This is a genomic window from Kribbella sp. NBC_01505 (assembly GCF_045040285.1).
Lineage (GTDB): Bacteria > Actinomycetota > Actinomycetes > Propionibacteriales > Kribbellaceae > Kribbella.
In genome coordinates this window covers 7,108,328-7,120,877 of sequence record NZ_CP109425.1, presented here as the reverse complement: position 1 = coordinate 7,120,877, position 12,550 = coordinate 7,108,328, and the positions used below count along the sequence as shown (strand labels likewise).

Annotated in this window: 13 protein-coding genes; 5 read left to right on the top strand and 8 right to left on the bottom strand. The window is 68.6% G+C overall.

All coding sequences use genetic code 11. From position 1 onward, the window contains the following. The first annotated feature begins 18 nt into the window (after positions 1–18). Positions 19–1,065 (top strand): LLM class flavin-dependent oxidoreductase, encoded by a 1,047-nt coding sequence (locus OG474_RS33585; protein ID WP_405057625.1) that lies wholly within the window; start codon positions 19–21, stop codon positions 1,063–1,065. 80 nt (positions 1,066–1,145) lie between these two features. On the opposite strand, the gene OG474_RS33580 is transcribed toward OG474_RS33585, so the two are convergent. The 4 genes from OG474_RS33580 to OG474_RS33565 are packed head-to-tail and all read right to left on the bottom strand — an operon-like array spanning position 1,146 to position 4,405. Further along, positions 1,146–1,496, bottom strand: a complete 351-nt coding sequence (locus OG474_RS33580; protein WP_405057624.1) for a PadR family transcriptional regulator — start codon at positions 1,494–1,496, stop codon at positions 1,146–1,148. A 52-nt stretch (positions 1,497–1,548) separates the two neighbouring features. Beyond that, on the bottom strand, positions 1,549–3,135 hold the full coding sequence (locus tag OG474_RS33575) for a DUF6297 family protein (protein WP_405057623.1): 1,587 nt from the start codon (positions 3,133–3,135) through the stop codon (positions 1,549–1,551). Beyond that, the gene (locus OG474_RS33570; protein ID WP_405057622.1) at positions 3,132–3,773 is read right to left on the bottom strand and encodes an ATP-binding cassette domain-containing protein; all 642 of its coding nucleotides are present in this window, start codon (positions 3,771–3,773) and stop codon (positions 3,132–3,134) included. Before OG474_RS33570 ends, OG474_RS33575 begins: the two co-directional genes overlap by 4 nt. Then, positions 3,770–4,405, bottom strand: a complete 636-nt coding sequence (locus OG474_RS33565) for an O-methyltransferase (protein ID WP_405057621.1) — start codon at positions 4,403–4,405, stop codon at positions 3,770–3,772. Before OG474_RS33565 ends, OG474_RS33570 begins: the two co-directional genes overlap by 4 nt. Before the next feature lie 96 nt (positions 4,406–4,501). Between OG474_RS33565 and OG474_RS33560 the strand changes: the two genes are divergently transcribed. Then, entirely contained in the window at positions 4,502–5,482 is a 981-nt protein-coding gene (locus OG474_RS33560; protein ID WP_405057620.1) for a carbohydrate kinase family protein, read from the top strand. A 64-nt stretch (positions 5,483–5,546) separates the two neighbouring features. Here OG474_RS33560 and OG474_RS33555 read toward each other — a convergent pair whose 3' ends face one another. Then, on the bottom strand, positions 5,547–5,999 hold the full coding sequence (locus OG474_RS33555; RefSeq protein WP_405057619.1) for an ester cyclase: 453 nt from the start codon (positions 5,997–5,999) through the stop codon (positions 5,547–5,549). Between the two features lie 82 nt (positions 6,000–6,081). On the opposite strand from OG474_RS33555, the gene OG474_RS33550 reads away from it, so the two are divergent. Beyond that, positions 6,082–6,675: a TetR/AcrR family transcriptional regulator gene (locus OG474_RS33550; RefSeq protein WP_405057618.1), complete on the top strand. Its 594-nt coding sequence runs from the start codon at positions 6,082–6,084 to the stop codon at positions 6,673–6,675. Between the two features lies 1 nt (position 6,676). Here the strand turns inward: OG474_RS33550 and OG474_RS33545 are convergent, their stop codons facing one another. Then, positions 6,677–9,199: a polynucleotide kinase-phosphatase gene (locus OG474_RS33545; RefSeq protein WP_405057617.1), complete on the bottom strand. Its 2,523-nt coding sequence runs from the start codon at positions 9,197–9,199 to the stop codon at positions 6,677–6,679. Beyond that, positions 9,196–10,602, bottom strand: a complete 1,407-nt coding sequence (locus OG474_RS33540; RefSeq protein ID WP_405057616.1) for a 3' terminal RNA ribose 2'-O-methyltransferase Hen1 — start codon at positions 10,600–10,602, stop codon at positions 9,196–9,198. Before OG474_RS33540 ends, OG474_RS33545 begins: the two co-directional genes overlap by 4 nt. Before the next feature lie 247 nt (positions 10,603–10,849). On the opposite strand from OG474_RS33540, the gene OG474_RS33535 reads away from it, so the two are divergent. After that, a complete protein-coding gene (locus OG474_RS33535) occupies positions 10,850–11,164 on the top strand; it encodes a hypothetical protein (RefSeq protein ID WP_405057615.1) in 315 nt (104 codons plus the stop codon). A 26-nt stretch (positions 11,165–11,190) separates the two neighbouring features. Here the strand turns inward: OG474_RS33535 and folE are convergent, their stop codons facing one another. Further along, entirely contained in the window at positions 11,191–11,802 is a 612-nt protein-coding gene (folE, locus tag OG474_RS33530; RefSeq protein WP_405057614.1) for a GTP cyclohydrolase I FolE, read from the bottom strand. 75 nt (positions 11,803–11,877) lie between these two features. Between folE and OG474_RS33525 the strand changes: the two genes are divergently transcribed. Further along, positions 11,878–12,528: a helix-turn-helix transcriptional regulator gene (locus OG474_RS33525; RefSeq protein ID WP_405057613.1), complete on the top strand. Its 651-nt coding sequence runs from the start codon at positions 11,878–11,880 to the stop codon at positions 12,526–12,528. Positions 12,529–12,550 lie beyond the last annotated feature (22 nt).

Here is a 12,550-nt window from a genome sequence, read left to right as displayed (position 1 = left end):
TCGACATACTCTCGAACCATGACCGCCGAATTCCTCTGGTACATCCCCAATCAGGTCGAGCCCGGACACCGGGGCGACGACGCGACCAGCGGCCACAACAGCCCCGACCGGCTGACCGAGCTGGCCTTGCTCACCGAGCAGCACGGCTGGGGTGGCGCCCTGCTCGGGACCGGCTGGGGCCGGCCGGACACGTTCACGGTGGCAACCGCCTTGGCAGCCCGTACGACGACCTTCCGCCCCCTGGTGGCGATCCGCCCGGGCTACTGGCAGCCGGCGCACTTCGCATCCTCGGCCGGCACGCTCGATCAGCTCAGCGGCGGCCGCCTGCTGGTCAACATCGTCTCCGGTCAGGACAACCTGCAGGCGTACGGCGACTCCGAGGGCGATCAGGCCCAGCGCTACGCCCGCACCAAGGAGTTTCTCCAGCTGGTACGGCGATTGTGGACCGAGGAGCACGTCACGTTCACCGGCGAATACTTCCAGGTGACCGGCTCGACGATCGCCACGCGCCCCGTCGTACCGGAGGCTCCAAGGCTGTACTTCGGCGGCGCGTCAGACGCAGCGCAGCGAGTCGCAGCAACCGATGCGGATGTGCAGCTCTTCTGGGGCGAACCGCTGGACGGGATCGAGGCCCGGATCAGCCGGCTCCGCGAGCTCGAGGACGAACTCGGCCGCGAGCACAAGCCGCTCGAGTTCGGCCTGCGGATCACCACGCTCATCCGCGACACCACCGAGCAGGCGTGGGCCGATGCCGAGGCCAAGGTCGCGACGATGGCGGAGAACGTCGGCGACCGCGACCACCGCTGGTTCAAGGCGGTCGGCCAGCAGCGGCTGGTCGACCTGGCGGCCCGCGGCGACGTACTCGACGACAACCTCTACACGGCTCCTGGCAAGTACGGCGGAGGTGGCGCCGGTACGACGTGGCTGGTCGGATCCGCCGAGGATGTCGCGAAGTCGCTGAAGAAGTACCAGGACCTCGGGATCACCCACTTCATCCTGTCCGATACGCCGTACCGGGAGGAGACGATCCGGATCGGCGACCAGCTCCTACCGCTACTTCGTTGACCGACCCGGCCGCCCTTTGGTGGCCAGCGTAACGACCATCACCAGGTCGCTCAGGTACGCCGCCACCAGTCGATCCGCACTCATTTCCGTCTCCCCTCGTTGCCGCGCCGCAGGATCGCGTCGACCGATGTCCGAAACCGTTCCCAGTCCGCCGTGAAGTCGGCCAGCGCCTGACCGCCCTCGGCCGTGGATCGGTAGTACCGCCGCGGTGGCCCGGACTCGGACTCACGCCAGCTCGTCTCCACCAGCCCCTCCCGCCGCAACCGCGCCAGCAGCGGGTAGATCGTGCCCTCCGTGGTGACCATGCCGTCGATCTCGCCGAGCTCCTTCACCAGGTCGAACCCGTACCGCTCCTCGCCCTGCAGCAGCGCCAGCACGCAGTACTCCAGCGCCCCGCGCCGCAACTGCGTGAAGACCTTCTCGGCTACCATGCAACACAAGGTACCTTTCCACACCAGGCGAAGACAAGCCGGATTGGTGGCTTCAGTCGGTCTTCGGCCGGACGGCGAACATCACGGCCAGCACGAGCCCCGGAATCGCCAGCACCCAGGTCGACCCGAGCCCGAGCAGCACCGGCGCGAGGCAGATCAGCAGTACGTCGAAACCGCGCATCGGCTGCGAGAACAACCCCGGCGGGATCGCGCCCATCGGCGAGGCGACCAGCGGCCCGCTGTACGACGGGGGTCGGGCCGACGCCTGCCGGACCGCGCCCGTGATCACTCCGGCCCCGACGGCGAACGCGTGCGCAGCATTACCGAGGACCGGGTACGCCGCGATCGCCCAGACGACCGTGATGAGCCCCGGCGCGACCGCCATCAGCAGGCGGAGTTCGCGCAGGTCGTACCCGAGCGCACGGACCAATCCCTTGGACCGGCACACCGACCGCAACCCGTCCATCAACGGGCGGATCGCAGCGAACCCGGCAAACCCGGCCGCGATCGGAACCAGCGGATCGAACCCAGCCCCCGCCACCGCATACGGCACGACGAGCAACGCGAACGCCATCACCAACCGCCGCGGCCACCGCAGGATCCGCACGAACTCCCGATGGATCAGCGCCCCACCCTGCGAGCCCCTCCCCCGCCGGCTGTGCGCACGCCCCTTCAACCGCCAGTGCCGCCCGGAGACCACATCGGCGAGCATGCTCGGATCCAAACTGCTCGCCGCACCAGCCAGCCCGGCCAACAGCTCCCCGCCCGCAATCACACTCGTCCGACCGAGCCGACCGAGCGTCCGCGCAGTCACCAAGACCAACGCGAGGACGACGACCAGCGCCGCCAACCCGACCAACGGCACCCGGAAGTCCGCGAGGCTCCACGTGGGCACCTCAGCCGTGTACTCCGCGCTCAGGTACCAATGCTTCGTGCTCGGTCCCGAGACCGGAAAGCCTTCCAACGGGCTGTATCCGACGACACCCTGCTCATCGGTGAACTGCTGGATCGCGAGCCATCCCGTCGGAATCAGCGCGGCAACCAGCAGCACGTCCGCGACCCGCAACGTCCACCAGGTCCGCCGCTCGGCCTGCTGCGCCCAGACCGTCGCGCACGCGGCACAGATCATCAACGCCGTCGTCACGATCGATGCCTCGATCAACGAGGTGTACGGCGAACCGAGCACAGCCCACGCCACCGTCGACACGACCGCACCGAGCAACGTCGTACTGACAATCGCCTTCCAGTACGTCGGTCGCAGCATCGCGCTGCGGTTGACCGGCGTACCGAGCAACCAGAAACCGGTTGCCTGGGAAGCCGAGACCGGACCGATACTGACCAGCATCCGCAAGGTCGTTGCCATCAGCAACGGCACGAGGATGTACGGCAGTACGTCCCACAGCCGTGCGCAGTGCAACGAGTCGCAGCTCGTCACGTCGGCATTCAGGTGCTTGACGACATTGCCGCCGGTGGCGCCGAGCATGGCGAGTGTGAAGACGACCAGGTACACGTCCTCGAACAGCTGCCCGAACGAGCGGTCCGCGTGCTTGCGCCGCGTCTCCCGCATCCACTTCCGCAACGCCCGCGGCGACGGAATCGCCCCGAAGTCGGAGGGATCGAAGGTGACCGGTTCGCTCATGGGAGCGGAGTCAGCGTCACGATGGAGTCGGCGACCGTCTCCACCAAACCAGGATCATGGCTGGCGAACAGGATCGACGTACCGGACTTCTTCTCGGCGAGCAGGCGCTCGGACAGCCAGCGAACGCCGTCGACGTCCAAGCGGGCCTCGGGCTCGTCGAGGACCAGCAGCTTGCGCGGGCGCACCAGCGTGGTGGCCAGGGCGAGCCTGCGCCGCTGGCCGGACGAGAGCGAGCCAGGCAACTGATCAGCGGCCGACAGCAGCCCGATGTCGTCGAGGATCGTGTCGACAAGGTCCTCCGGCGTCGCGTTGCCGTGCGCGCGGGCGAGCAGGTCGAGATGCTCGGCCGCGGTCAGGTCGGGGAAGAAGTCGAGATCGTCGAGCAACGTGGCGACGTCGCGGCGGACGACTTCGGCCCGTTCGTCGATCGGGGTCCCGTCGAGCAGGATCTGGCCCGCAGCCGGTTCGGCCCCGCCGACGATGCACTTGAGCACGGTGGTCTTGCCGGCGCCGTTCGGGCCGACGAGCGCGATCGCCTGACCGGCGCGCAGGGTGAAGGTGAGCCCCTCGATCACCGGCCGGTTGCCGTACTTGTGCTGCAGGTCCTTGATCGCCAGCCGCGGCGTCGCCTTGCTCACTTCTTGCGGACCAGGGTCAGCCCGTCGCCGATCCCGAGGATCGTCACATCGACGCGCTTGTCGGCCGCGATGTGGGCGTTGAACTCCTTGCGGTCGGCCGGGCCGTCCGCGTTCACCACGCGCCCACCGGCGAGCGTGTTGTCGAACAGCAGGATCCCGTTCGGCCGGACCAGCGGGACCAGCTTCTCGAAGTAGTCGATGTACCCGGGCTTGTCGGCGTCCACGAAGGCCAGGTCGAACGAGCCGTCCAGCTCGGACGCGAGCGCGTGCCCGTCGCCGATCCGCAGCTCGACCTTGCCGCTCACCCCGGCCCGCTCCCAGTACCGGCGGCCGATCGCGGTCCACTCCTCGCTGGCGTCCAGGCAGATCAGCTCCCCGTCGTCCGGCAGCCCGCGCGCGATCGCCAGCGCGGAGAAGCCGGTGAAGGTCCCGATCTCGACCGCTCGCCGGGCCGAGGTCAGCCGGGTCAGCGTGGTCAGCAACCCGGCCTGGTCGGCCGTGGTCAGCATCTCCGCGACGTCGCCCAGCGCCTGGGTCTCAGCCACCAGTTCGGTCGCGATCTCGTCCAGCGGCGTGCCGTGCGCCACCATGTAGTCGTGCAGCTCGTCGGTCACCTGTACCTGTGAACCCATGTGATTCGTACCCCTCCATGTATTAGAACGGTCGGCTGTAGTCTCTATGGGTTGTCCAAGCGCCGTACAAGCACCCCACCCGAGGAGTACCCCCGCATGCAGATCGCCGTCGCCGGATCGATCGCGACCGACATCCTGATGACCTTCCCGGGCCGGTTCAAGGACCAGTTCCTCGAGGAGCAGATGCACAAGGTCTCCTTGTCGTTCCTGGTCGACGAGCTGGTCGTGCACCGCGGCGGGGTCGCGGCGAACATCTGCTACGGGATGGCCCAGCTCGGCCGTCCGTCGCTGCTCCTCGGCTCGGTCGGCGCGGACTTCGCCGAGTACGGCGCGGCGCTCACCGAGGCCGGGGTCGACGTCTCCCACGTGCGTGTCTGTGCGAACGTACACACCGCCCGGTTCACCTGTACGACGGACCTCGACGCGAACCAGATCGCCTCGTTCTACACCGGCGCGATGGCCGAGTCCCGCGAGCTCGACCTGGGTGCGATCCACGCGGCCGCGGGCGGCATCGACCTGGTGCTGGTCGGCGCCGACGACCCCGAGGGCATGCTCAAGCACACCGAGCTGGCCCGGCAGCACGGGATCGCGATCGCCGCGGACCCGTCGCAGCAGCTGGCCCGGATGGACGGCACGGACATCCAGCGCCTGATCGACGGAGCGACGTACCTGTTCAGCAACGAGTACGAAGCCGGCCTGATGGTGCAGAAGACCGGCTGGAGCCACGAGGAGATCCTCGCCAAGGTGGGCGTCCGCGTCACCACGCACGGCGGCGACGGCGTCGTGATCGAGAACGCCGACGGCATCATCACCAAGGTTCCCGCGGTCCCGGCGCCGGGTCTGGTCGACCCGACCGGCGGCGGCGACGCGTTCCGCGCGGGCTACCTGACCGGCCGCGCGGCCGGCCTCGAGCACGAGGTCTCGGCGCAGATCGGCTGCACCCTGGCCACCACCGTCCTGGAGACGGTCGGCACCCAGGAGTACACCCTGGACCGCGCCAAGTTCCTCGAGCGGATGTCGAACGCCTACGGTACCGACGCCGCCGACACCGCCGCGAACGCACTCCACCTGGTCTGACACCCCGCCCGTCGGGGCCTCCCCCTCGGAGGTCCCGGCGCGCAGCGAGTTACTTCAGGGCCAGCTACTTCAGGCGGTCCAGTACGCCGGTCTGCGCGAGCAGGGCGAACCGGTCCGGGCAGCCCCAGTGCTCGACCATCCGCCCGTCGACGACCCGCGCCATCTCGAAGAGCGCCATGTCCACCGGCGCGTTGCTCGGCGGGCCGAAGAAGCCGCCGGTCGCGGTCCCCCGGGCCCGGCCGCGCGCCCACACGATGTCCCCCACGACGACGGCGTCCTCGACCGTGTACACGAGGTCCGGCATGATCGAGTGCACCTGCCGGATCGCCGCCTTCACGTTCTCCCGCGCGGCCGCGCCTTCCCCGGCCAGCCCGAACTGGTGCTCGACCAGATCCGGCGAACAGACCTCGTCGACGATCGCGTCGTTCCCGGTCGCGAACCCCTCGTGCAGGATCCGCTCCAGCACCGCCAGCGGCCCGTTCGTCGTCGTACCCGGCATCGTCTTGTACGCAGCCATGTCTCCCCCTCGAGAGTTTCGATGCACTCCTTGTGCACTCGATGCAGTGTCACTGCACTGAACACAGTGATAGTGTGCCGACATGGCCGAAGCTGTCAAGTCCTATCGCCAGGTCCAGGCGGAAGAGACCCGGATCCGGATCGCCCAGTCCGCCCGCCGACTGTTCGCCGGGCAGGGTTACGGGGCGACCAGCATCGACGCGATCGCGAAGGACGCCGGAGTCGCCACCCGGACGATCTACTCGGCGTTCGGCACCAAGCGGGAGATCCTGTCGCTGATCTGCGACCAGTGGCTGGCCGAGGCCGGCGCGATGGAACGCGCCCAGCAGGTCTTCGCGATCGAAGACCCCGCCGACCGCCTCCGCGGCGCCGCCGGCTGGCTCACCAACCTCTACGCCGCCGGCTTCGACGTCGTCCTGATCTTCGAAGCCGCCACCGACGAGAGCCCCGAGACCAAGGCCCTCCTCCGCTCGAAGCTAGCCGGCCGCAACCAGGTCATGGACGCCATGATCGAGTCCCTGCAGCCGGCCCTCCGCGTCCCCCTCAGGCAGGCCCAAGCCGTCTACCGCGCCCTGGCCGCCCCCGGCGTCTACCAAGAGCTGGTCGACGAATCCGGCTGGACCCCCACCGAATTCGAGCACTTCGTAGCCGACTCCCTAGCCCGCCAACTTCTCTAGGTCACAGCCGGGGGTCGACTGGCTCTGACTCGAGGGCCAGTACGGCGAAGACGCATTCGTGGATGCGCCAGAGGGGTTCGCCTCGGGCGGCGCGTTCCAGGGATTCGAGGCCGAGGGCGTACTCGCGGAGGGCGAGCGAGCGCTTGTGGCCGAGATTGCGGTCGCGGAGCCGGGCGAAGTTGGCGGGCTCGGTGTAGTCCGGGCCGTAGATCAGCCGCAGGTACTCCGGTCCCCGCACCTTCAGACCCGGCTGGGCCAGGCCCTTCGCTGTGCGAACGAGGTTCGCGGCCGGCTTCACGACCATGCCCTCACCGCCCGCACCGGTTAACTCCTCCCACCACGCCACACCCTCGGCCCAGTCGTCCGCACCGACGAACAGCCGTCGGGTCGCCGTGACCACCTCGGGGCCTGCGGCAACCATTCGGTCCGCGATCCCCAGGTGCCAAGCATGCGGTCGATCCTGGTACGTCGCCCCCTCCGAAGCCAGCACCTGGAACGGGGCCAGCCGAACGCCGTCCAGCCCATCCGTCGGCCAGCAATACCGTCGGTACGCCTCGGTGAACAGCCCAGCGTTGACCGCACGCTGCGACATCGTGGCCAGCAGCTCACCAACATCCAGCCCGGCAGCCACAGCCGCCGACAGGGCAGCAGTTGCGGCAGGCAACGACGTACGGGCAGCGGCGCCAACTGCGGCGTACTGGTTGCGCAGCAGGTCTTCGGCCTTCGCGCTCCACGGCAGCAGCTCGGCATCCAGCAGCAGCCAGGACGTGTCGAGCTCCTCGAACAGACCGGCCTCGACTGCAACCGCACGCAGCCGCGAGAGCAGCTCATCGGTCAACGTGGACTCGAAGAACGACCGCCCGGTCCGCGTGTGGATAGCGCCACGACCAGCCAGACCGAACCGCTTCAGAGCAACGTCATCGTCCCGCGTCAGCAGCACGACCGCCCGCGAGCCCATGTGCTTCTCCTCGCACACCAGCTCAGTCACGCCCTGCCCGCGATACGTCTCGAAAGCCTGCAGCGGGTGCTCAAGCAGACCCGGCAGCGGAGACGTCGCGACCGGACTCATCGTCGGCGGCAGATACAGCAGGAACCGCGGATCGATCGCGAACCGGCTCATCACCTCCAGCGCCGCCCCGGCCTGCTCAGCCCGGACGCTCAGCCGGCCGTGCGACGACGTCTCGATGACGCGCCGCCCGGTGACATCGGTCAGCTCCAGTACGTCGGGCTCCCGCGTCGGGGCCGATGCCACGTGCAACGGTTTCGCCGGCGCGTAGTACTCCTGGGCAGCCTGAACAGCGACCAACTCCCGCTCGGGATAACGCAGCGCCGTCAGCGATCCACCGAACACGCAGCCCGTATCGAGGCAGATCGTGTTGTTGATCCACTCCGGCTCCGGAGTCGGAGTGTGGCCGTAGACAACCGTCGCGCGACCGCGGTACTCGTTCGCCCACGGATACCGCACCGGCAGGCCGAATTCATCGGTCTCCCCGGTCGTCTCGCCGTATAGGCAGAAGGAACGGACGCGGCCCGAAGCCCGGCCGTGCATCCGCTCGACCAGACCGGCGTGCGACACGACCAGCTTGCCGCCGTCGAAGACGTAGTGCGAGATCAGCCCGTCGATGAACGTCGCCACCTCAGCGCGGAACTCAGGCGTCTCGTCCTCCAGCTGCGCCAGCGTGGTCTCAAGACCGTGACTGACCTTGACGTTGCGCCCCTGAAGCGCCCGTAGCAGCTTGTCCTCGTGGTTACCCGGCACGCAGTAAGCGTTGCCCGCAGCAACCATCCCCATCACGAGCCGCAGCACCCCCGGGCTGTCCGGCCCGCGGTCGACCAGGTCTCCGACGAAGACCGCGCGCCGCGACGGGTGGATCGCGTCGACCGGACGCCCGACAGCATCCCGGGTCAGCGTGTACCCGAGATCGGTCAGCAGCCGCTCAAGCTCAGGCCGACAGCCGTGGATGTCGCCGATGATGTCGAACGGACCGGAAACATCGGTCAGGTCGTTGAAGAGCCGAGTACGTTCGATGCTCACGGCATCGATCTCCTCGACGCTGTTGAGCACGTGCACCTTGCGGAAGCCCTCACGTTTCAGACTCCGCAGCCCACGTTTCAGCTGACCGAGCTGCCGCGTGACCACCTTCGCGCCGAACTGCCGATCCGGGCGCTGCTCGTTGCGCTCAACAGCAACCCGCTCCGGCGGGTCGAGCACGATCGCCACCGGCAGTACGTCGTACTCGCGAGCGAGCGCGACCAGTTCCCGGCGCGCCTCCGGCTGCACGTTGGTCGCATCGATCACGGTCAGCCGTCCGGCCGCGAGCCGCTTGCCCGCGATGAAGTGCAGGACCTCGAACGCGTCCTTCGTGGCGGCCTGATCGTTCTCGTCGTCCGACACCAGGCCCCGGCAGAAGTCGCTCGAGATCACCTCGGTCGCCTTGAAGTGCTTCCGCGCAAAGGTCGATTTCCCCGACCCGCTGACACCGACCAGGATCACCAGCGACAGCGCCGGTACGTCGATCTTCATGCCGCCACCTCCGTACGGCGGAAGAGGGCGAGCTGCGTCGGCGGACCAACCTCAGGGTCCTCCGGGCCGACCGGCCGGAACTCGACCGCATACCCGTACCGACCAGCGACACCGGAAGCCCAGTCCTGGAACTCCGCACGCGTCCACTCGAACCGGTGATCCGGGTGCCGGAAGTTGCCCGCGGGCAGGGACTCGAAACGCACGTTGTACTCACTGTTCGGGGTAGTCACGACGACAGCAGCCGGTCGGGCCGCCTGGAAGACGGAGTGCGACAGCGCGGGCAGCCGCGGCGGGTCGACGTGCTCGATGACCTCCATCAGTACGGCGGCATCCAGCCCAGCCAGCCGCTCGTCTGCGTAGGTCACCGACGACTGCATGAATGTCAGCCGGTCCCGCTGCCGATCCGGTAGGTCGTCGTAGTGCAGCCGTCGCTTCGCCGAGATCAGCGCACGCGCCGACACATCGGTCCCGATCAGCTCACCGATCATCGGGTCCTTCAGCAGCTCCCCGACCAGCGCGCCCTCACCGCACCCGACGTCCACGATCCGCCGCGCCCCGAGCTCCCGCAGTACGGCGGCAACCGTCGTACGGCGCTCGACCGCAAGCGACACTGGTCCCTCGGATTCCGGCGCCTCGTCGGCGACCTCAACGCCGTCTGCCTCGGCGAGTCGCTCCAGTGCGTCGTCGGACAGATAGCGGCGGTGCGCGAGGTAGCGGTGCGAGATCAGGTCCTTCTCCGGGTGCGTGCCGAGCCAGCCGGCACCGGCCCGGACCAGCTTGTCGACCTCGTCGGAGCCGACCCAGTAGTGCTTCGCGTCATCCAGCACCGGGAGCATCACGTACAGGTGGTTGAGCGCATCGGCCAGCCGGACCACGCCGGTGAGCCGGAGGTCGACGTACCGGGAGTCGCCCCAGCTCGGGACCTCCGGGTCGAGCGGCACCGGGCGTGCGTCAACCGTCCAGCCGAGTGGCGCGAACATCCGCTCAGCCAGCTCGGTCCCGCCACGGCACGGCAGCGCCGGGACGTGGATCTCCAGCGGGATCGCGGCGGCCGCGAGCTCGGGGCGCGCATCGCAGCGGCCGATCATCGCGGTCCGGAAGAACTTGCTGAGCGCGACCGCGAGCAGGCTGGACGCGGCGTACGGGCGGTCGTTCACGTACTGCCCGAGCGTGAACCCCTCCGAGGATTTACCGCGTCCGGCGCGCACGAGCGCGATCGGGTCGATCTCGAGCAGCAGCGCCGCCGTACAGCGTTCGGCGGTCGCCTCGGGGTAGAAGACGTGCGCTGTCCCACCGGTGATGTCGGTCCGCTGCGGTCGTCCGGGGTTCTTGTGCAACAGGAACCCGAAATCGCTCGCGGGAAGGTCGAATCCGGTCAGGTCGGTGGTCAGCGTCAGGAACACTGCGCCATTCGATCATGTCCGGCGCTCAAACCCTTTGTGCCCCTAGAAGATGACTCAGAACGATCGGAGCTTGAGACACGCGTGGCGATGCCTGGCGTGTCGGGGCTTTTGGTTCTAGCTTGTTGTGGAGAACAGAGTCGCTACAGATCGTTCTTCCCCGCTGACACTCGGTACTTGTCCCCGGTTTGTGGCGAGCGCCCAACCGCGCCCGGCCCTTCGCGCCGGGCTCACCACGGGGAAAGGACCAATGAAACCCCAGACCTTCGAACTCCTGCGCTACACCGACATCAGCGGGGTCTCCGGGACCGGCATCGTCGCCGAAGGCTGTGTCTTCACCGACGGTTCGGTGGCACTGCGCTGGCACGGCGCCAACCCGTCCACGGCCGTCTGGCCGGACCTCGACTCCATCCTCGCCGTCCACGGCCACTGCGGCGCGACCGTCGTGCGCTGGCTGGACGTCTCCGAGATGGAGACCGTCCCCGGCACCGACCTGCTGCCCGGCGAGGTCGCGCACATCCTCGCCACCGGACGGCACACCCACAAGGCGGCCGCCTCTGCCTGATCGCAACCCTTCGGCTGGCCGCCGGACTACGGGGTGAGGCCGGTCAGCGCGAAGAACTCCTGCCGCGAGCTCGGCTTGTCCCGCAGGACACCGTGCAGGGCCGATGTCACGGTCCTCGAACCGACCGCCCGCACTCCGCGCAGCGACATGCACTGGTGCTCGGCCTCGATCACGACTCCGACGCCCTTCGGCGCGAGGTGGTCCTGGAGCCAGTCGGCGACCTGCTTGGTCAGCCGCTCCTGCACCTGAAGATCGCGCGCGAACAGCTCGACCACCCGGGCCAGTTTCGACAGCCCGAGGATCCGGTCCCCCGGCAGATAGCCGACGTGCGCCACGCCCTGGAACGGCAGCAGGTGGTGCTCGCACAGCGACTGCACCGGGATGTCCTTGGCGAGCACGAGCTCGTCGTACCCTTCGTCGTTCGGGAACGTCGTCAGCGCGAACTCCCGCGGCGTCAGCATCTCGGCGTACGCGTTCGCGACCCGGCGCGGGGTGTCGGCCAGGTGCGAGCTCTGCGGGTCGCGCCCGAGCGCCTTCAGCAGGTCGGCGACCGCACGCTCGGCGGCCGGCAGATCGATCTGCGCCCGACCGGCGACGACATGCAGTGGAACAGCTTCGAGATCGGCCGAAATCGCCATCCGCACACTCCCTGAGAGTTCAACGAGCCGCCATCATACTGTTAAACCAATGGATGTTGTCGATACAATCATCCCGTGGACAACCGCTGGAAGGCCGTCGCCCTACTCGAGGAGCCCACCCGCCGGCGCCTCTACGAGTACGTCGTCGCCCAGCCCCGCCCGGTCAGCCGCGACGACGCGGCCGCCGCCCTAGGTCTCCCCCGCACCACCGCGGCCTTTCACCTGGACCGCCTCACCGACGAGGGCCTACTCGCCTTCTGCTTCGAACGCCGTACCGGCCGCACCGGCCCAGGCGCCGGCCGCCCCGCCAAGCTCTACCACCGCTCCGACACCGAGATCGAAATCAGCCTCCCCGAACGCCAGTACGCCGTCGCCGGCCAACTGCTAGCCGCCGCCATCGAGCACGCCGAATCCACCGGCACCTCCCCCCGAGCCGCCCTGGACCGCCTGGCCCACGAATACGGCGAATCCCTAGCCCAGTCCGGCCGACCGCTCCTCGAAGTCCTGGAACGCCACGGCTTCGAACCCCACCCCGACGGCCCCGACATAGCCCTGGCCAACTGCCCCTTCCGCCGCCTGGCCACCGACCACACCGAACTCGTCTGCCACATGAACCTAAACCTCCTGGCCGGCCTAACCGCCAGCACCAACACCCCCCTGAAACCCCGCCTAACCCCCACCCCAGGTCACTGCTGCGTCCGCCTGGTCCATCCAGACCCCATCTGATGGGTTCCCCCATCAGCTTGTG

Coding starts and splice junctions, on each gene's coding strand:
- OG474_RS33580 (WP_405057624.1), bottom strand. CDS start 1,496: ATGGTAGCCGAGAAGGTCTTCACGCAGTTGCGGCGCGGGGCGCTGGAG.
- folE (WP_405057614.1), bottom strand. CDS start 11,802: ATGGCGATTTCGGCCGATCTCGAAGCTGTTCCACTGCATGTCGTCGCC.
- OG474_RS33585 (WP_405057625.1), top strand. CDS start 19: ATGACCGCCGAATTCCTCTGGTACATCCCCAATCAGGTCGAGCCCGGA.
- OG474_RS33560 (WP_405057620.1), top strand. CDS start 4,502: ATGCAGATCGCCGTCGCCGGATCGATCGCGACCGACATCCTGATGACC.
- OG474_RS33545 (WP_405057617.1), bottom strand. CDS start 9,199: ATGAAGATCGACGTACCGGCGCTGTCGCTGGTGATCCTGGTCGGTGTC.
- OG474_RS33565 (WP_405057621.1), bottom strand. CDS start 4,405: ATGGGTTCACAGGTACAGGTGACCGACGAGCTGCACGACTACATGGTG.
- OG474_RS33550 (WP_405057618.1), top strand. CDS start 6,082: ATGGCCGAAGCTGTCAAGTCCTATCGCCAGGTCCAGGCGGAAGAGACC.
- OG474_RS33555 (WP_405057619.1), bottom strand. CDS start 5,999: ATGGCTGCGTACAAGACGATGCCGGGTACGACGACGAACGGGCCGCTG.
- OG474_RS33535 (WP_405057615.1), top strand. CDS start 10,850: ATGAAACCCCAGACCTTCGAACTCCTGCGCTACACCGACATCAGCGGG.
- OG474_RS33575 (WP_405057623.1), bottom strand. CDS start 3,135: ATGAGCGAACCGGTCACCTTCGATCCCTCCGACTTCGGGGCGATTCCG.